The sequence below is a fragment of the Paenibacillus sp. NMA1017 genome, assembly GCF_058895805.1.
The window spans coordinates 1-20,246 of the sequence record NZ_JBZXYR010000024.1; the positions used below are offsets into that span (position 1 = coordinate 1).

Here is a 20,246-nt window from a genome sequence, read left to right on the forward strand (position 1 = left end):
CAAGTTTCATTAGTTGCACACTCTGTAAATAGGTCTCTATGTTAAGACCTTGTAATGATTCTTTTACCACCAATCTACATTCTTCATAATTTTCAAATTCATTTCTTATGTAAATTGATTTTAGATCAGTTGGGTATATCTAATGCTGAGGTTCCAACCGCCTTCTTTCAAAGCTCTTTCAAACCATTTCTCACGTATGGCTCTTGAGCAAGTATAAAAAACTTACTGAAAACAGATACCATGGGGTGTTACAAAAGCAATATCAAATATGCTAAGTGAATTTAGTGACATGAATTATTACACTCCTTTCTCTATTCATATTATAGTCATTGTTAATTTTTTATGCATAAATTCCAGGGATAATCGGTATACGGATAATTCGTGCCTTTTATGTACCAAAATTAAAATGAGTATTTCTAAGACATATTATTAAGGAACTCCGTGAAAGATTAGTACCGAACAATCTTCAGTTTTATAAAATCAATAATTTCATCTCTATCTTCTTTAGTAAGTTCTCGAAACAAAGAAATAAGTTCTAATTCCTGAGCTTCAATGGCTAAATTAAAAATAGTGTTCTTTGATACAGGCGTATCTTCAAAGATTAACCACTCTATATGGGAATTGAAGTTTTCTTTAATTGCTATAATTATATCAAGAGAGGGTCTGTATTTATCTTGCTCCAGCTCACTCAACGTTCCTTGAGAAATTCCAATTATATTTGCAAACTTTATCTGATTTAAGTTGTTTGTTTTTCTAATAGTTCGAATTCGTTGGCCTATTGTAGACATAATTGCCCTCCTAAGCTAAAAAGATCCCGATATATCATCGGGATCTTCAGGCTGTCGAGAAACCCCCTGTTTTTTAATCAGGTTTAAAATGGCCACTTTGATCAAATAAAAATGGGTCCTCAGATCGTTTTAAATCGATTTTTGTTTTAAAAGTTGAGTTTCCCCAAATAAAAAATAAAGTGCCGGAAAGTCCGTTGGACTTTCTCGACACTCTGAAGATCCCGATATATCATCGGGATCTTTCTTGATGTTTGTAAAATGACTGGTTCCACACTTTTTTATAACCAGACAATTTAGTTATTGGGTGAAAAAAAAGTTTGGAACCAATTTTGTTGATTTTATTGAGTTTGTCGCACCACGTGATAAAAGCGAAAAATAAAAAGTCTGGAACCACCACAAATTACCATAAAAAGAAAGTTGGAAACTCTTCATTTATTTGCTGGTTTCTCGTTCTTTCCCCACAGTTCAAATCCAGCCCAATAAACAGGATGACTATAATCACTTGAATTAATAAGCTCCCGCTGTCCAGAACTCAACATCAAATATAGTGGTATTCCTTTGTTTTGTTCCAGTAATAATAGATTAAGTAATTCTAAACAAGGCCGAACGTCCACATCCCATTTACACAGAACAATACTCTCAATTTTTTTACCCAAGACCAAACTCAGTACACCAGTGCTGGATTCCACATGGCTACCTACAGCACTTCCGCTTCTACATGTAAATAATATCAATTCATCTGTATAGTCACACAGGTCTGAGATATCATCTGCAGTTAAAGAAGCATTTGTGCCATGAATAGAAAAAGCTCCGCTATATTGATCAGAGTTTGGATCTGGTACGCCATGAGCAATTATAGCAAGCGTTTTGGGCTTAATCGCTTTACAAGTAGAAAATAAATCTGTATTTTTGCGTCCAAAACTCTCTAATACGACTAAATTATCTGATACATTTGATTGTGCAAATTTTTTAGCACGCGGAATGGCTGTATCACTTCCTGAAATAGGGTCTCCAATTGCAAGTAAAGTTGTATTAGTTTCAGATTTTTTATGTGTTTTCCTTAGCAGAAATCCTATATCAACAATATTATTGATATTATCTAGCTTTGAGATCATCCACTCGTTTTTAAATCTAATTAAGCTAGTTGAAAATGCCTTTAATGTAAAGTCCGGGGTTATATACACATTCTTAATATCATTCGCTTGTAAACGCCATAACAACGAGTCATAAATTTTATCAGACAAGTAATTACAAATTTTTTTTATTTTTTCTTTTGTTTCATCGTTAGGTTGAGCACTTAACTGTAGGAATAGTTGCTCATCAATGTCTCTAATCTTAGAAACATTCCCTATCGTGTAGGTAACAATTTCAGTTTGTTTATCGACTATTAGTGTAACAACACCGAAACTAGTAATTACATATTGGAAGAACACTTCGTCTATTACCATATCTTTTCTAACTTCATCAATATCCTTCATCGTAAAGAGGGGCAAGGGCCGGAAACTCGGATGAACTTTTGTTAATTCTTCTTTTAGAGTATTAAAGTATTCAATTTTTTTTATACTTTCCTCCAGGCCATAATCTTGAATTCGACTAACCTCGTCAAATAAAGCATCGTATTCTAATTTAAGATCCTCAATTTCTTTGTTAGAATCATTCGAATAATCAAGATGTTCAATTATTGTTCTAGGCGACAAAATTGCAAACATTTTTATCAACTCTGATTTTGCCTTGTTCTTTTCCTCTTGGCTAAAACCCTCAGTAGTATAAATGATACCCTGCATATCACAATAAAGCTTATACACATCGTTCGCCTCTACAGTAATTGCAGCACGTTCAGTTTTATGATGAACATTTTGCCGCTTACTCTCTACATCTTGTATAGCAATAGATAGCAAAGATACCGCTAACCGTATAGAACCTAAACCAGATTTACTCATATTAAAGAAAAGTATTTGAGACCAACTTAGTAAAGCTCGAAATCTTATGTCTTTACGTTTTTCCAGTCCAGTAATCGCTTCATTATAATGCTTGTTTATTAAATCAACTGCTTCGTCTTTTCTATTTAGTTTTACGAGTGCAGCAATCAAATTTGTAAAATGACCTGCCCATTCTGACGATAAATCATACTTATCCACCAATGGTTTTAATAAATTATAAACACTATTCCAGTCTCCTTGCAGCATTGCAGATTCAATAGCAAATAACGTGTCCTTTTCAGTTACTCCGCCAAATTTACTAATAAAATCAGAAGCATTTTTTCTATCATCATCTGTAAAAGCTTCTGCATGCTCAATTACCCATCTAGTTATGATATTACTAGAATCCATTAATGGGTGAATTAATGATAACTTCAAAGCAGATGGAACAGCTGAAATAAGGCAACTCAAACCTTCAATATGATTCCCTAATCTATACTGAGAGTTCCCCCATGCGATAAGCCCTAAAATTTTAGTTACTTCTCTTTGAAAATCATCTTTAATTCTTGAGGATAACTGGAGTATCGTGAGTGCATGATCATTAGCTGATTGATTTTTACCAATTAGAGATAAGATAATTGATGCCTCATACCTGCCCAAAAGTTGATCGTATACTGTGCCTATAGCACTTAACCCTTTAATGGCATTATCAGTAAATTCTTGTTCATCTATCTGTAGTTCATGAGGTATTCCAGTTTTGGCTAATCGTAACGAGGAAATGATTTTCCCAACACTGATTCCTTCAGTTAAATTTTCACTAATCGACTCATTGCTTGTCGTTAGGCTTTTAGTGACCCATTTTTTCAACTCTTTAGATAGTTTTATTGATAGTTGTGCTTTCCAACTCTCCTCTGACTGTGCTCTTTCGATAAAGTTGCCCCATTTTAGATACCCTACATCATTATATGCCAATATATATATATCCCTTATCAGTTCATCCACAATTGTATTCGCCAGTCTATCCGCATGACTTTTATTCTGAAAGGGCTTAATCTTCCCTAAGGCCCTAACCGCCATATTCGGATCTTCGAGAATTTTCATCCTTATTAAAGCACTTTCGAAAGAACTTTTACTTTCTGAGTCATTCGAGATTTTGTTTAAGTATTGAAAACTTTTTAGCGGACTATCATGCCTATTTAGGCAAATTAATCCTAACCTGTAGAAAACCTCATCCTGAAGATAGGGATAATTACGAGTGATATCCAGCAACACTTCTTCTGCCGTTTCCCTCGTAGCATCCTTATCGTAAATGTAACTATATCTATCCATCATTTTGAAATATGGATCATTTGTGACGTTATAAAGTTTCCTCCATATTACACATGCTTCTGAAAACCGCCCCTTAGACATGAGGAAATTTCCAACTTCCTGTAGTACGTACTCATCTTGATGATTACTATTAATTGCTTCTTCTATCCACTTTTCATATTCTATACTTCCTAAGCTTTTTGAAGTTTTAATTAAAGCTTTTATTATGTTTTTTGACCAACGGTCGATCAGATAAGTCTGTTCTAGTATTTTATATGCATCTTCAGCCCTTCTATCAAATAACAATAATTCTGCCAAATATACCTTCTCTTCTGAACTCAAAATATCAATTACTGATTTATACTTTTCAATAGCTTCTTGTCGTAAACCATTATGTTCATACGCCTTGGCGGAGTAGTACGTAATCAGTTTCTGTGAGATATCTTCTTTGTGACTTGTAATGAAATCTAAACTATCCTTTAAATTACTGGAAGGAATCATTTTAATAATGTTATCATGTACCTCTAAGTTCTTGTCATTCTCAAATGCAATATAAAAAATTTCAGGTTCTTCGATAGCTTGAAATAGCTCGGTTATCTTATCAAAACAGTTTTTCTCAGTTGTAATCACACAAATGAATTTTCTCACTTCTGATAGCAAATAATCGTGAATCTCTTGTATATTATTCACTATTTCTTGCCAAGGTAGCTGCTCCTGTTTAAAGGAACGAAACGCCATGTCGGTGTATTCTTTAACTAAAATACTCTCTCCTTTTAAGCTGTTAAACAATCGCTCCGCACCTAATAGTACAACCAAATCATCCTTTTCCATATCACTTAACGATACTAAAATATCCTCTGTTTGAATTGAGTTACAAGGTATCAATTTTACTCTTTGGTTAATAATACTTGAATCGATTCCTAAGCGTGCACTATCATTTTCCAAGGTTTGTATCGTTTTCTTAAAGTTAAACCTTTCGTTATGAAAAGAAAGAACCTTAATAACTCCTATTTCATGTATTAGTAATTCTGCGAGCACGTTCAAAATAACACGGTTAATCTGCTGGCTTGAGTCTAGTATGACAGTGTATTCTTCCTCTGATATCTTTTCCAAATTATCTCTCCTAGTGCAAGGTAATCACGAATTGCTCATTCTCCAACCTTATCAGCAAGACCTATATCCAATAAGTTCATCAATCTATTTCAATCTGCCAATAAACAATTTAGTTGATAAAATTTTATGCGCTTCATCCGATATCTCTGGAACGCAAATGTATAAATTCTTCTTCGCCCTACTACAAGCTACATAATTTACTCGATGATCTTCATTACCATCTATATCTGGCTTTAATAGAAAGCCTAAATCTCGCTCTTCATTGTACTTGTGACCGTCTTTCCCCTTCACAATTACCATTACATTATCAAACTCACTGCCTTTGGCTTTATGAATTGTACGATGTAGGCTATCATCTTCAGTTATCTTTACATGTAGAGCAATACTGGAGTAAATCGTATTTTTATAATAATCTTCAATTGATGATGGAGCTTTATCCCCTTTACTTTCCCGTATCTTTGGAATATTAAAGAAACCTGTTCCATTTAACTTACAATACAGTGTCAATAGTGGTTTATCGCTATAGTCACTATATTCGTTTAACATCATCTTAATAAACATCAATGCGGTTTTATGACCATTATGATCATCGGTCAATCTCAAATGTCTACTGAGCTCTTTTATCGCATCCTTATAATGATTCAATCTTGCGTACTCAATACTCTTAATAACCGATACTAATACTTTTCTTCGATCAGGATTAGAATCTACAAATGCTTCATCAATTATCATCCACTTCTGTCCATATTTATAGTCTTTGCTATTTCTAACGGAATTAGCCATTAGATTAGAATATGAAAGGGTAGTAACATCTTCACTATCTAAAATTTCCTGCACATATTTTAATACTCCCAAAGGTTCACCCACGATAATACACGGAGAACTTCCCATTTTTTTGTCTGGGCTTCCTTGAACAATATCTTTTCTAATTCCATTCAATAAATTAATTATGCTCTCAGTACTTCGATGGTTATCTTCCATTTTATAAAGTACCATTTCTGGCAATGTAAAATTATCAAATTGCTTAACATCAGCGCCTTGAAACTCATAAATGGATTGAGCTTTATCTCCGATTACTCCCACAATTGTTTCTTTTTCGGCTATCAGTTTAACAATCTCAGTTTGAACCGGATTAGTATCTTGAAATTCATCAATGAAAAAGTACGGAAATTTAGAACGTATTATACGAAGTATTTCTGTAGATGAATTTAAAATCTCCCAAGCAAAAGCCAATACATCTTCGAAATGTATGATTCCCTTCTCCCAAAACATTTTCTTATACTTAAGCAGGCTCTTATGAAAGTCGCTTTTTCTTCCTCGTATATGCAATTTGCATGAGTCACCTTCAATAGACCAGAATATCTTCTTCATTTCTTGCTCTTTTATAGTTTTCATACTCAAATCAGTTTTCCTGAAATAACCGTTTGAGACAATATGCTCATAGGGAGAGTCTACTTTCAAATGATTGACCCCATGTTTCTCACTGATTAAGTGCAGATACGGCTTAACAATATGCGAGAAAAGAAGACTATGTATCGTACTAACTTCTACATAGTCAACCTCATCACCAAGTCTCTGTACAATAGTCTCAACTCCTACATTGGTATATGTGATACAAGCGATTTTCCTGTTTCGTCCTAATCGAGTTGAATTATGAAGAACGTTCTTGAGATGATTTATTAAAAACTTTGTTTTACCGGCTCCTGGGCCAGCAGTAATTTTAAAATGTTTTTCAATATCAATCTTAGATTCGGCGTTTACTAACTGCACACCCATACTATCGCATCCTTAATATAAGTTGGCACTTTAAAGTTGGCGTTATTTTTCTTTCGGAAGTTATCTTCTAAAGCTACTGCTAACTCGTAAGCATTCTCACCCTTTTGAATTGAATTTAAGTATCTTGATGCAATCAAATGTTCTCTATTATCTAAACCAATATACTTTTTAATGTTTTCAGCAATCCTAGGGTTTTTTTTCCCTCTCTTTCCAAGCAACTCGAGCATCTGATCTAATGTTTTCTCTTGTTTATAATAATCAACTAGGTCTGTTAGCTCCTTCAAATTAGAAATCGATTCGGTGAGTATCAACTTACAATTAGGATTGCTGTACGCAAGTGCATATTCAAATGTCTTCCCTTTACCGATTTCTTGTGAAAAACAAGCAATATTTTCTTTCTGGTCTTGCTTTTGAGAATCAAAAGGGTACTTTCCAACTAAATCGTTTGAACATGACTTATAGATGTATCTGGTCTGATCTTGTTCTAGTTCATATGGATAACATTTTTCGAAACTTGCATCCTCTACATTCTCTTTTCTAACAGGATCAAGATCTGTTATACAGGCAACTTTTTTGTGAATGGTAAATTTACTACTTGAATTAAAGAGCTTAAGAAAATGTTCAAAATAGCGTCCAGCTATGTTAATCACCGAAATGTGGCTACTCTCTAAATCATACCCTTCATATTGAGCAAATATGGACATATTCAATTGTTCGGTAATTCCCTCAACAAGGATTATGCCCTTAGCAAACAACATGTCACATTTAGTGGAATCCAAAAAACGCTGTACATACGCTTTAGACTTTAGATCATCACCAAAGGCTTTTCCTAAATATCCAACATTTAACGTATTATCATTCTTACGATGGAAACAGATGATTTCATCTAAACTAACTGCTGCGGTGATATTAGGTGAATGTGTTGTAACAAAAACTTGTCGAGCTTTATCTTTTATATTATCTCTTATAAACTTCAAAAACTTGTACTGCATAGCAGGATGTAGATGTGCCTCAGGTTCCTCAATTACTAATATGGGAAAAATCTTGGCATTACTTCCAAGATAATCACCCGAAGCATCTTTCTGCATTTTCGCTAGTAATAAGGACATGAATATTAAGTTGTTGTATCCTAAACCATTGTGTGTAGCAGGAATAGATATACCTGTTTGATATTTAACAATTAATCTTAAGGCCGAGTACAATTCTGTATCCATAATGTGACCATCGAAATCTGGCTCTGCATTTCCAAATGAAGCTCCGGTATTTTTTGCGTAACTAAGCATTTCCTTCTTCCCATGTTCCATTCTTAATTGCAAGGTTTTAATCAACTCAGATGCACGAGCAGAAAAATCTCTTTTTAATTGATCGATAACCTCTTGTTGCTGTGTTTTATCCTTAGTGTTATTCTTTATTTCATAATCCATAAAGAAATCAATGACTTCTCGTAGTAACGTATTCTTGCCCGTAAAAAGATCGCGTTCAACGTCCCTTATAGCGTCCAAAAATTGAAAATCAATTTTCTTCAAATTTTCTGAGTCAACAACTTCTTTATAGTCTGGACTTCCTCCATAAATGTTGCTCTTATATTTTCTCAAAAAATTATGTTTAATCACTAACCAATACTGCTCAATATCATCAGATTTAATATTTGAGAGTGTTCTTTTGTATTCCGCTTCTTCCTTTTCAGGCAAATAGAACACGTAAGTTAATTGTGCTTGATAAGGACTTTTCAATTCGGTTAACCATGTAGCCACCGTTATTAAGTCCTCAGAATATTCAACTTCGTTTTCAGATTCAGAAAAGCTCACCGTAATTGAAACTTTAGGCGACTTTTTTTTTAACTCTTCTATGCTAACTTCTTTATTAAAATCATCAATTGATAACTTTTTAGATGATCCAAAATTTAAAACTAAATTAAGCGCTTTTAGTACATTAGATTTCCCTGAATTATTATGACCAATGATTACATTGACCCCTTCGCTAAACTCTACAATATTATTCGATCCTTTAAAGTTTCGATAATTCTCTATATTGATTTTGGAAATATACAATTCCAAAACTTCCTTTCTCAGAATGGCTATTTTTTATCGAATTACATGTGTTCGAAACTTATGCGGAATTCCTTTTTGTTTTTTCACCTTCCAAAGAAAGTCACCATCAGCAAAAACACTAGCTTGACGTATTATAGTTGAATACCTTTTCTCTTGTGCATCCACAAGCAGTAGCTCAAAGTCATACTTTTCAGCACATATGCCGTATTCATCAATATTTAGTCTAAGAGGATCTGATGATTCAAAGCCTACCATCAAGTGTCCAACCACTTCTGATTTTGGTGGCAAGGCTAATTTAAAATCTGCACCTACAAACTCATTCAATCCATACACACGATGCCTTGACAGCTCTTTTCCTTGATCGTTCCTTATGTACAAAGAACCACCAATCACAGTGATAGGTAACTCTGTTGAATTCGTTAATGCAACTTCTACAGAAGCACAATCATCGGCATCATGTACAGCGTGTAAAGCATGTTCCAGAAATCTCATCTCAAACTGCCCTTTATTTAAGTACATATAATCAAAGTCGCTACGTTTGGCCAAAGCGTTCGTACTGCTTTTACGGATTAAGCAGAGTCCCTCGTTCAGTCGGTCAAATTTCTTTCTCATCATGTATGGTTTATCGTCCGTATTATAAATTCTAAAGACACCTAACAATGAGCCTTTATACTCATATTTAAAATAATCAAACTGTATTTCAGGTTCAATGTTACTTTGTATTAATTGTGTGTAAGTAGACGAATCTATAAATTCTTTCGGTTCTATTCCCTTTATCTCTTTACCTTCTGGTCGATCCTTAATTCCTACAATGATGAATTTATCTCCATCATGACGTGAATTAGCCATAGCCATAATATCTGCAATCAAGTCCATACTTTTTTCCTTAGAATACTGTCTTTCTTTGAAATCCAAGTAATAGCACTCGTATCCATATTCGATTAACTCATATATTTTATCCATCTGTACCTCACCTCGCACTCTTAATAAAGTATATTTAGATCTATAGGACATCCTATAAATGTTTTGATGTTTTCCATCGAAATTCTATTATTCCCAAAAAAATACACCTTTCTTTTTTTGATTCAGCTTCTGATTATCGAGAAGGATTAATATTGTTTTCCCATTTAAATGGTCTAAATGAGCTTTACTTTTATAATTATTTAAAGAGTATCTACTTAGTACATTTCTAATCCAACTTAAGACCCATATCTCACTAGTAAATTATACACAATTACCTTGTCGTATTTTGTCGCTTTATGGTAAAAACAAAAAAATATTTGCTGTTCATTCTTCCTCTTAAAGAACCTTGCAAAAGCCCATTTTTCACTAACACAACAGTCAGTGTTGAATACTCAGGTACAGAAACTCCTCAAGGAAAATGTTACCTATCCCACAACTTTTAAGCTGGTTACCGTTCAGCGTTACGAAAAAGGTCAAACGCCGATGGAGATTTTTTTGGTACGAGATTAGGTCTATTTATCATCAACCGCAAGAAGCCAAGCACTGTCTGAGCCATTGGACCTAAGCTTATGCTCTTCATGGAGAGTTTTGGCTACTTGAAGCAACTTGGAAAATGAAATGCTGACGGAAAGCCAGTAGAAGAATTTCATAGAGGAAAACTAAAACGTAAGGAATCACCTATTCAACTGCTACAGATGGAGAATAAATTTCTAAAAAGCTAGAAGCGCTTGAGAAAAAATATATCTAGCGGAAGCGTTACCCGCTTTCGAGCGATACCTGAGGATTAGTCATTAAATATAGCTCGAGCGGAAGTATAGTATCGTCCAACTCATGCGTACATATAAACTTGTAACTTCTATCCGACGAGCCAATCCGCATCGTATAAAGGGTCAAAGCTACCAAATAACACCAACCGTTTTCCCAAAACAATTGAAACTTCTGATTGGTTCAGGATAATCGAAAAAAGTTTGTTTACCGATATTACGTATATACATTATGAAATGGGCAACATGCCTATCAGTACATAGTGAAAAGAGAGACGTCGGAATAAGTGCTAGTCCACTAACTTTCATCTTCCTGTAAAACACTCCTTCTCCGCTGCCGTTTTTAAAATTCCTAATTGAAGGGGATACAATCCTTTTGAATAACATCGACTTAATAGTAGTGAAAACATGCTTTAAAATTATAAGCTCTTTAATTTCTCTGAAAGAATTTCTTTCATTTCGTCTGATATATCGCGATAGGATCTACGATAAGCCATTATAACTTCAATCGTTATACTCTTATAATTATAGTGATGGCGTAATTGCCAGACTAAGGCGGGCAGATGCCTAATTTGGTAATTCTCTTTTGTTTCAGCGCACTCTTCTAAGGCTACTTTGCTCTTGGGCAAATGTTGTATATAGCTTTTCAGTCTACCCCGTTCGATTTTTTCCATAGCATTAATAATTGTATAACTGCCTATTCGCATATTAGGATTGGATTTTAATAGAAGTTTCGCTACTTCTCTTATCCGTATTGCTAATGCCTCATCAACTACACTCCAGTCAAAGCGATTAAAGGATCTAGAAGGCTGGACGTGCCCCTCTAGCCAAGATCTATCATTACGTTTTAGCCAATGATATTCAGACTTACATTTTAGTGATAATTGATATCTACCAAGTTCAGGATTATCCTTAATTATTGCCAGTAATTTTTTTCTATATGAATTTCTCTTGGAATTCTCCATTTCATTTTCAATAGTACTTGCTACCTCTTGAAAATATGTAGAGGAAATAATTCGAGGATTTGTCCTATTTTTATTCTTCATAATCTCCTTTACTAAATATTCGGAACAATAGAGTTTTTCGGCAATTTCGGCAGGCACTTGGCCATTCTCTAAGAGAGCACATACTAACTCAACTTTTTTTTCTGGAAAGGTTATCATCTTATATTTTGGCTTCTTTATTTCTTTCCATTCCATTTTGTATTCTCCTTCGCAGAACTCACAAGAAAATTTCCCAATAATCCTTTTTGAGGGCATCTCCTCACATGTACGCTTCTTAATAGTAAATTGTTGATACTTTGGGCAGAATTTATTCTCACAACGCCAAGGACCAATGGGAAACGGAATATCACAAGTATATGGCAACTGATCCTCTATAAATATTTTTATTGAACCTGCTAAATATCTTATTAATAGAAGATTGAACGGTAAATTTACAACTAAATTTTCATTATAGAGTACACTTTCAACAGCATACCTTTGTAACATATGTTTTTTATCAAGTCCAAAAGTCTCAAAGACACTTGGAGAATAACAATTCAAAAAATCCTTTATTAAGAATAAACGTCTGACTTGTCCATTCGAATCTAGGTATCCATTCGCATTTAAATATTCTATAAATCTAATTTTTATTAAAGATAGATCAATACTTGCAAAGTTTAAAAACAAATACTCTAAATCATTGTATAAATTCCTTTCAAAATCATTATTTATATCTTTAGTACTTGAAATGAGGATTTCATGGCCATTCTTACATGTTCCGTTGACTGGAGAATACATAAATTCAACTCCGCATTCATTACAATGTGTGAGTAGAGCTATTGAGTGAACATGACAATTATGTATGAATGCAAACTGGTGCTCTCGATGAATAAAACTCCACCCATACTTGGACATATCTTCTTTTATACAATAAGGGCAGTACTTAATATGAGGTGAAACAAGCTTACCATTTTTATTCCCTACCAACTTCCCTACGAAACTATCTTTCAACTCCTCTCCTCTTTTCACATCATTTAAGATATATTCTTTTTTACTTTTGGACAAAAAAGGGAAAAGTACTGGTATAAGCGTATGATTCTCTATAATTTGATTTACTGTAAGGACAGAAGACGGGAGCTTTTCCAATAATTTGTCCAAAGCTCTGGGGAAAGTAGTAAAGTTTGAGCCTGACCCAAACAATTCTTTATTTGAACTTGAAATTTCCGGATTTAGCGAAAGAATATGATAACGATATAAAACGCTTCTAAAATCTTCCCCAGGAAATGGTGTAGGGAAAAAAGCTATAGATTTCATTCTTAATTCTCCTCCAATGTTTATTTTAAAACGAGCTCTTCGAATTTTTCTTCTACCTTTTTTAAAAGAGGATTTTTAAGTCCAGCAGTTCTTAGTAACTTCCAACCTTGAACGAAATATTCCCTAGCTCGTAATTCTTCATAAGCCCATACAAGCTTACGTATTTGAAACTGTTCTGTAGATTCTACATGCTTCTTTAAGAAAACATTGGTTTTGGGTAATTTGGACAAGTTTTTCTCCAACACAATGGGGACATTTCCCCCTACAGTCCTAGCCACCTTTGCAACTGTTATTTTCTGTGGTTTAACACTTGCCTTGATTTCAACTACTGCCCTCTCAACTTCATTCAAGAAGGTTTCATCTCTTTGCTTCCAATCTATATTCTGACTTCTTATATTGCTCTTTATTTTGTATTTGTCCATTGTCCGAAACAGTCTTTCTTTATCATTACGATACAACCACATATAATCTTTAGGATTTAACTTGCGGATAGGAACTTGAGATGCTTTAGATCTCTTTAAGGATATTACGAATCGTTCCCAACGAATATTTTTTTGCAACGAAATATCCCTTCGATGTTGTTTTTCCAAGTGTATCATTAACAGATTACTCTGCCTCTTTACAGTACCAGGATCGACTCCCAGCATGGAAGCTCTAGCTCTTAAAGACAAGTTTAAGGTATTAAGTTCAGTCAACTTTCCTTTCCAGACATGTCCAAAATGTTTTATTCTCCCGATTGTAAATTGATCCTTATAAGTGTTGTCTGGTCCACTTCTTGAGTATACAAAGCCACAATCGCAGCTAAATTCACCCACAGGTAATCCACTTTTAGAGCTGCGTGTTACTTTACACTGCTGTATAATTAACTCCCCATAATGTGCAGCTGCCTTATTCAAACACGGCCATGGCCCTTCGCCGAACGGTTTATGTCCCGAGGACAATGTCTTTTTATTGAAGTCGCATTCTAAAAATCTAATGGCCAACAGATGTCGTAACGGATGTGAGATGGTATCGGTTCCACGGAACAACTTATGCAACCATGTCTCACTATAGTTTCTATTTACTTCACATTGCATAAACTTCAAAAATTCGTTTCCATAGAACTGACAAAAACTTTCTATCAGCTGATTAAAACGAATACGACCACCAGCCGTAATAAATCCTCTTCTATTAAGATGCTGTAAAAGTATAGTGCGATCATTAATAAAGGAATTTTCTAAACTTAATAAAACAGCGGATTGTTTAGCTACTGATACAAGATGATCCATCCAAGACAGATTAATAGACATCTTTTCATTCTTATCATTAAGAACTTCAGTTAAAGTTATAAACTCAAACTTTTTTGACCGAGTAGAATACTGAACCTTAGTTTTAAATAAAATCTCTCGGTGTTTAGGACACACCACTACTCCTGGAACTTGATGAGACCTATGCCAATAAGCTTCGTGATAATTTGAAACATCATCATGTATACAAAGCTCACAAAATTTCAAGCAATCAGGTTGTTTTACCTTGGATGCTGGAATACCCAATACAGAATGAACCATTCCCCAAGGAGAACCCTCAATCATATATCGTTTGATACGCTCTACCTCTATTTTCTTCAAAAAAGGAATGTAGTAAGGGAATAAAGTATGGTTTTGTATAAAAAAATCAACCGAATATAGATTATTTAGATTCTTCGATAGAATACCAAGATGACTAGGTAAATCAACCGTTGCACATACAACAGAATTTCCAAATAAATCGTATATCGTTTGTTTTTGAGCGTTGTTACCTGTTGTTATATGATACCTGGCAATTGCACTATAGAGCAGTTCATCTGGGTAGAGAGAAGGAAAATAGGCTAACAATATAATCATCCTTTCAGATCTTATACTATTAGCTTTTCCCTAAAACCTCTCGTTATACGATATCAAGTTATAAGTTTAGATATATTCTCTTCTGAAGGGATAACCCCCATATTTTCGAGATTTTCATAAATTTCTTCTGTTCCAGTCTTACTGCTTTTAATTGCATTTCTTAAATCATCTCCCTCCAGATTTTTAGATCTGGAACTGCTCGTACTTTTTTTCTTGCTTGGTGTTATTTGAGACACACTAGAAGAGCGATTGTCTTTTATAATGGTATATAGTTTAATCTCTTCCAATACCTCTTTCCTTAATAACACTATATCCTTTTCGGATTCGTTACGAAGTATAACCCGCTCTGCTACTTCTTCTGCTATATCTGCTTCAGCTCCAAATTCAATTGCTGTTTTTATAAGTTTTAAATATTTTTCCTTCTCAAGCTCAATTTTACCATTCCTCATCACATTAGAGCGTAGTTCTCCTTGCACACTAACCTTTTCAGTTGCTTTTATTAAGTATTGGTCCAATACATCCCACTTGGGATAAAGGTCATCAACGAGTAATCTTGACGAGGGATCGTTTCTTTTTAAAATTTTCAATAAAGGTTGTACGAGTTGCATGTGTTGAATTGCAACCCCTTTCAAAAGACTAACCGTAATTTTTTCTTTTTCGCAACCACATGTGATGGCTTCCCATTGGGAAAGCATATATAGTTTGACTGCAATATCAACAATTCCCTGTGATAATTCATACATCACTTTTTTTAAATTGTCATTCAACTTTGTACTATTGACTGTCCATTGATATTTCCATAACTGTTCAATAAAATAGCTCCACTCTTCCCCATTCGTTAAACGATCCATAATTAAATCTCCTTGTCCCGTACTTCTACGAGCTTGGCTGAAGGTTCCTGAAAGTAGTTTCATTGCCTTAAATGTCCCAATAAGTACTACAGGAACTCCGATAGTATTAATTAATTGCGTAAAATAGTTAAGCATTCTCTCTGCTCCTCCACTTTTCATGAAACTCAAATTTTGAATTTCATCAATGACTAAAACTCCAAGCCCATGTAGAGTAGCAATGTGAGCCATAACAGGAATAAGAATGTCTACAGAAGAACCTTTAGAAACAAATTTTGAGAAATAATTTGTACCTAAGTGAGAGTCTACTGCTTGGAAGAAATTAAAACATAATCCCTTTAAGGATCCATCATAGGGACAGTTTAGCTTAAGCCAAACTAATTGTTTTCTGATAAAAAGTTGCTCTTTATAATGCGAATGCTCAATAACCTGTGGATAAAGCAGAAGAGAACTCTCAACCGCTGTCGTTTTTCCTTGCCCACTAACACCTAAAATTGCAAAACCTGACGCAGTCGAACGAATTCCTGCCAAGTTCATCCCTTCATGATTGACCCCACCCACCAGAATATCCTTAAAACCAATATGATACTGTCTGATTGATTGGGGGGCAAACGGATTTCTTGCTTTGTAACCATGGCGGATAAGTCTAGACAGTCTTTGTTCCACCAATAAATGAACAGGTAAAGGTTCCACATAATCAGATATCTGTTGTATAAGATGCAATCTTATTTGCTTTCCTAACTTACGTTGGGATTCGTCATAATCTGGGTACCTGCCTATATTTATTGCGACATGCTCTTCTTCAAGAATAGGAGGCAAGGCTTCAATGAAAGGATTATTTTTATACCCAGTAATTATTTGTTCCAAGTAATTAGCCCTTTCTTGTCTACCAATAAGTCCTGGGGTATATTGATACATGACATTCAAGTTAATTTTTCTTTCCATCTTTATGTTCCCTTTCTGATTTTAGATAACATCTCTAATTTTGACCGTGGATTGTATTGAACTACCGGCTCACTTTTCTCATCAGTTCCTAAATTTTTCTCTAAATTCACATCTTTTTTACCACCTAGTTTTCCAAGATCAAAACTCTGAATTTTACGTAATTTTTTCCGTTCCTCCAACCTGTTTAATCGGATATTTGCTTTACGTTTAGTTTTCGGTAGAGAGACATCACGCTGTACTTCAGCACGTTTTATGGCACGCTCTCTTATAAATTCTAATTTTGCACTTAGTGTAACCTCACCTTGAACTTTGGTAGACTTATAGAGATCTTTCTGAGAGCTCTCATAAAATTGCTTAGTCTTCACTTCTTCCAAGCTCAAATTGTAAAACCTTGATGATTTCTCATGCAGGCTACATTTTATGAATTCATGCCCATTTTTAACTTTTACATAGACATGATTCATGCATCGTCTGTCATAAGCAATAACCGTTTTAATTGATTTACCTTTAACGAACCATCCCTGGTTAGCCAGTTCATCACAAACATAGCACATTTTCTTAAAATGGATTCCTTCTCTATTAGCTGTCACTTCCTCCTCAGGTAAAACATTTAATCGCACTATTTCCGAATCAATTTCCTGTAAAAAATGATCGTGAGCAATTCCCCATTTCCATAGCTCTCGCGCGATTGGCATAACATTATCTTTAGAAAGAGCTTTATCTAAAGGGTAGTGTTCCATATAATGATAATTATTTCGGTATAAAATTGTTTCAATTACCATTTGGGTGAAATCTTTTAATGTCAGTGTAGCATCAAGCACATAATCTGGGCCGCCACGCTTCTGGTATTCTTTTTTTATAGCTCCAGGCATCCATGGCTGTAATGTCATATTAAGCGTATGAAATTGCTGCTCAATGATACCTTTAAGATCAGCTCGATAAGGAGGCGTGTTTTTTATTTTTATACCTAGTGCTTTACCCAGTGAATCTGCACTCTTACTCTCCATCTCTCCCCGGTCAGCATAAAATTGTTGAGGCATATGATGACATGGCCAATCATCCTCACTAATTTCAATATCGTACTGTTCACAAAATTCTACTTTATTAACTGCTGTATTCTCGATGGCCATCATAGCTCCTTGCCATGAAGGTCCTTCGAGGCCAATGTAGATACCCACCACCATATGGCTCCAAACATCCACTACAATGTATACAACTGGTCTCCCAATAATTTGGTTAACATCATCCGAACTAACCAAATAAACATCAGCAACCGTAGCATCAATTTCAAAAATCTGCCCCGGTCCAGTGGCACGCCTTGTTTCTGATCCCAGTAATGGCCTAAAATCTCTGTCAAAGCTAGACTTTCCTTCGCGTGCCATTAGTTTTCTTCTACGTGTATAATGTGTTCGGATATGATATCGAAATTGTGAGATACTTGGAATTTTATGATCGGGTGGTATGATTGGAACTTCAACTTCTCCCACCATCTTTGTACCTATACTAAAACGTTCCTTGAGCATCTGAATATAGGTATACTTTACAGAGTCCCTCCTATTAATTCTTAAATATACTTTTGCTATAAACTCATCGAAAATTTTCCGAGTATCTTCGTCTACAAGGACCCCTGTAAATTGAGGATCAACCAAAGTTGTCATTCTCGGTCTCCCCATCTTCTTTAGTGGATTTTTTCTTTTATTAGGTCCTCCACAGTTTCTAAACCTTGGAAGCAATGCATTAACTTTCTTTCCACCAACCCAAAAATAGCGAAGATATTTATAAATAAATTTCTTTCCTTTATTCGTACGGACACACACATCCTTGATCATTTGGTATCGCTCTTTAGGATTATAAATGTTGGGTTCGAGCTCAACTATTTCTTTTATGCATTCCCATGCGTGATCCCTTATAGTTATCTCTTTGTCATTCAGTTTCTCTTCAGGAATCATAAACTTTGAGTAGGGATCATAAGTTAGTTTCACTAACCTTCCACTATTTAATTGTTCTATTAACTCTGAAAGAACCTTAACTTGTGGAAGAGCACTTACTTCTGTCATAGATATAGTTATAACAAAGTCTTTCTCAGCATTAATCCATAATATTCTTTCACATTCAGGAACTACTTCGTTTCCTGATGCATGTTGTACAATGTTATTTATAAAAATATTCAAAAGAGAATACCTCCCGTTGGAAACCTATTTTCTAGAATAATCATGGATTGTAGAGTAGGCTGTATTAGATGAGTCATATCCACTATCCAATAACGATTTGCTATTAAATATTTTACGATTTGCATGCAGTACCCACTTGGTAAACCAAATAATTCATCTTGTTCTCTTGTAACTTTCGCAAGTGGTTTTTCACTTTGCTGAATAGCATAATAGAGATTTTCTTCGAGACTATTTATATGGTGATTTGACAATTTATCGTTGTTTTTAGCATTATGAAGCCATTCGACATTCCTGACCAAATTGTAGTTTATCTGCCTTTCCGTAATAAGTGCCCACTCTATCTTTTGGTCTTTAAAAAACTCTTTTTCAATCTGTAATTTTTCTACAACTCGTTTTGTCAACTTGTTAGAGGGTTTGATAGAATGTGCAATAAATTTTATACTTTCTTCTTGTTTTACTGTAAGTAACATATCTGTAGTCATAATGATGGGAAGCTTATTCTTGGGGTCAGTTGGATGTTTAATGCCTAACTTTTGTGCAATATAGAGGGTTTTATCTAGGGGTAATAAAGGGAATTGTTCGCGAATATCAATCACTTGCTCTGACCACTCCATTTGGTAATGATGTGCCAATTCAAAGTGTTCAGACAGATAATGGTGAAGTCGACCACTTTTCCAACCAAGAATTCGAGTAACTATCCCTATTGAAGGTACATCATGTACAGTCAACCAAGGTTTATATTCCGAAAAGTGGCCTTGACCTCTTCCTTCTTTGATTTTCCGCTGAATAGATGCTATAGAGTTACTTGATCGAATTTTACTCATTATTCACCTTCTTTTTTAGAACTAAACTAAATTAAAATAAAGCTCAGTTATCTTTTTCTACTCCTAAGATATATTTTAGTTTTACTTCAAAATACAAATGTAGAATATAACAACTCACAGCTTTATACAATAGCAAAGCAATATTTTTTGGCTATATTTCACTTCGTAGCCTATTCATAGGCTACTCGTAGGGTATGAATAGGCTATAATATGGACTATAAGTAGGGTAGGTATAATTAGTAAGCAGACGGGTCGGGTTAAAACCTATTTGATATTCTCAATAGAGGTGAACTCATGAATACTTTGGGACAGCGATGTAGAAATTTAAGACTACTCCATAAATGGACACAAGAGGAACTTGCTAATAAAATCGGGGTAACTAAACAGGTTGTTTCTAATTGGGAGCGAAATGTAGCACGGCCTGAAATTAACCATTTAATATCTTTAGCAAAGGTTTTTGATGTTACAACCGATTTTACTTTGTATTGCTAATCAAATGACGTTTCCTTACTTTTTGGACTCAATTGAATTGATACAATTCATTCGGACCTTAATAACGAGAAAATCAAAAAATCCTTTGATCTTTTAGCATTTCTAAATTCTGGTTTTCGAATTGA

11 protein-coding genes are annotated in these 20,246 nt (G+C 34.5%); 1 reads left to right on the forward strand and 10 read right to left on the reverse strand.

What is annotated here, in order from left to right:
* Positions 1-449: 449 nt before the first annotated feature.
* The 10 genes from AC5ELV_RS25910 to AC5ELV_RS25955 form a co-directional block, all read right to left on the reverse strand.
* Positions 450-788 (reverse strand): helix-turn-helix domain-containing protein, encoded by a 339-nt coding sequence (locus tag AC5ELV_RS25910; protein WP_493432407.1) that lies wholly within the window; start codon positions 786-788, stop codon positions 450-452.
* A gap of 428 nt (positions 789-1,216) precedes the next feature.
* Positions 1,217-5,128: a tetratricopeptide repeat protein gene (locus tag AC5ELV_RS25915; protein WP_493432408.1), complete on the reverse strand. Its 3,912-nt coding sequence runs from the start codon at positions 5,126-5,128 to the stop codon at positions 1,217-1,219.
* 84 nt (positions 5,129-5,212) lie between these two features.
* A complete protein-coding gene (locus AC5ELV_RS25920) occupies positions 5,213-6,904 on the reverse strand; it encodes a UvrD-helicase domain-containing protein (protein WP_493432409.1) in 1,692 nt (563 codons plus the stop codon).
* Entirely contained in the window at positions 6,889-8,955 is a 2,067-nt protein-coding gene (locus tag AC5ELV_RS25925; RefSeq protein ID WP_493432410.1) for an ATP-dependent nuclease, read from the reverse strand. Before AC5ELV_RS25925 ends, AC5ELV_RS25920 begins: the two co-directional genes overlap by 16 nt.
* 33 nt (positions 8,956-8,988) lie before the next feature.
* Positions 8,989-9,918 (reverse strand): AlbA family DNA-binding domain-containing protein, encoded by a 930-nt coding sequence (locus tag AC5ELV_RS25930; RefSeq protein ID WP_493432411.1) that lies wholly within the window; start codon positions 9,916-9,918, stop codon positions 8,989-8,991.
* Positions 9,919-11,101: 1,183 nt separating this feature from the next.
* Complete coding sequence (locus AC5ELV_RS25935; protein WP_493432412.1) at positions 11,102-12,979, reverse strand: TnsD family Tn7-like transposition protein; 1,878 nt, start codon at positions 12,977-12,979, stop codon at positions 11,102-11,104.
* 20 nt (positions 12,980-12,999) lie between these two features.
* A complete protein-coding gene (locus tag AC5ELV_RS25940; protein ID WP_493432413.1) occupies positions 13,000-14,832 on the reverse strand; it encodes a TnsD family Tn7-like transposition protein in 1,833 nt (610 codons plus the stop codon).
* A 62-nt stretch (positions 14,833-14,894) separates the two neighbouring features.
* Entirely contained in the window at positions 14,895-16,634 is a 1,740-nt protein-coding gene (locus AC5ELV_RS25945; protein ID WP_493432414.1) for an ATP-binding protein, read from the reverse strand.
* A 2-nt stretch (positions 16,635-16,636) separates the two neighbouring features.
* A complete protein-coding gene (locus AC5ELV_RS25950) occupies positions 16,637-18,805 on the reverse strand; it encodes a TnsB C-terminal domain-containing protein (protein ID WP_493432415.1) in 2,169 nt (722 codons plus the stop codon).
* Positions 18,802-19,629: a TnsA endonuclease N-terminal domain-containing protein gene (locus AC5ELV_RS25955; protein WP_250270029.1), complete on the reverse strand. Its 828-nt coding sequence runs from the start codon at positions 19,627-19,629 to the stop codon at positions 18,802-18,804. The genes AC5ELV_RS25950 and AC5ELV_RS25955 overlap by 4 nt, the downstream gene beginning before the upstream one ends.
* Positions 19,630-19,923: 294 nt before the next feature.
* Here AC5ELV_RS25955 and AC5ELV_RS25960 point away from each other — a divergent pair, with 294 nt between their 5' ends.
* Complete coding sequence (locus AC5ELV_RS25960; RefSeq protein ID WP_493432416.1) at positions 19,924-20,121, forward strand: helix-turn-helix domain-containing protein; 198 nt, start codon at positions 19,924-19,926, stop codon at positions 20,119-20,121.
* Positions 20,122-20,246: the final 125 nt, after the last annotated feature.